This window comes from Prolinoborus fasciculus, assembly GCF_056724605.1.
On sequence record NZ_JBWZQN010000137.1, the window covers coordinates 1 to 1,312 of the forward strand.

1 protein-coding gene is annotated in these 1,312 nt (G+C 39.5%); it reads left to right on the forward strand.

Going from position 1 to position 1,312, the window contains the following annotated elements; all coding sequences use genetic code 11:
* The first annotated feature begins 44 nt into the window (after positions 1-44).
* A protein-coding gene (locus tag AC1P5O_RS16580) for an IS3 family transposase (RefSeq protein WP_148335412.1) occupies positions 45-1,267 on the forward strand; the annotation gives its coding sequence in 2 pieces (ribosomal slippage) (positions 45-381 and positions 381-1,267; 1,224 coding nt in all).
* Positions 1,268-1,312 lie beyond the last annotated feature (45 nt).

Consider the following 1,312-nt stretch of genomic DNA (forward strand, 5'->3'; position numbering starts at 1 on the left):
TTGTCCCGTCCTGAAATAAGTTTACACCTTAAGAGACTTATTTTATGGAACATAAACGAGAACAACGAGTTAAACGTACACAACGTGACTATAGCTTTGCCTTTAAAATGATGGTGGTACATGAAGTAGAAAAAGGGCAAATTACTTATAAGCAAGCTCAGGCAAAATATGGTATTCAAGGAAGATCAACTGTGCTGGTATGGTTACGCAAGCACGGACAACAGGACTGGACTTCGAATATGCCGACTTCTTCTAAACGCCAATTGACACCCCAACAACGAATCCGCCAATTAGAAAAGCAGTTAGCCGCAGAAAAGCTTAAAACTGAATTTATTCAGGATGTGATTTATCACATTGATAAAGAATGTGGGACTGATCTTGGAAAAAAGTATACCGAGCACGTTTCAAAGATTGGCAAAGCCAAAGAAGACTAAGCGTTTCACGTTATTGTCAGTGGTTGGGAATCACCCGACAAGCTTATTATCAAGCAGAAAAACGTGCTCAAATGACTGCACAAGCAACTGAACAAATACTTGAGTTGGTTATGGAATATCGCTGTCTCATGCCAAGTATCGGAACACGTAAGCTGTATTGGCTTATTAAAGGCAAATTGTTGCAACGTGGTTTAAAGTGTGGACGGGATCAGTTATTTAAAATATTGAAAGAAAATAACTTATTGATTCGCCCTAAGCGTCGCTATACAAAAACTACGGATAGCAAGCATTGGATGAAGAAGCATCCAAATTTATTAAAGGATTATTCAGCGGTGCAAGCCAATGAAGTCTTTGTTAGTGATATTACCTATGTTGAGAGTGCTGAAGGTGTGCATTATTTATCCTTGGTGACAGATGCTTATACCCGACAGATTAAAGGTTATAAGTTATCGAATGATATGCGTGCAGAGAATGTTGTGCAGGCACTACATATGGCGATGCAGCATGTGACAGATCGGGCAGCCAGGATGATTCACCATTCAGACAGAGGCTCTCAGTATTGCTCTGAGCTATATCAATCGGCATTGCGCCATTATGGGATATGTCCTTCCATGACAGATGGCAAGGACTGTTATCAGAATGCATTAGCAGAGCGAATTAATGGAATATTAAAGCAGGAGTTTTTAACCACGCGATGTCAAACCATGAAGGAGTTAGATCACTTAATTGCGGAATCTATCATGATTTACAATTGTTATAGACCGCATTTAAGTTTAAATATGAACACCCCGAATCAGATGTATGAGCAAACAAAAACCGAGCTAATTGCTTAACTCGGTTTGAAGTGGAATACTGTCAATCTATTTCAGGACAAGACA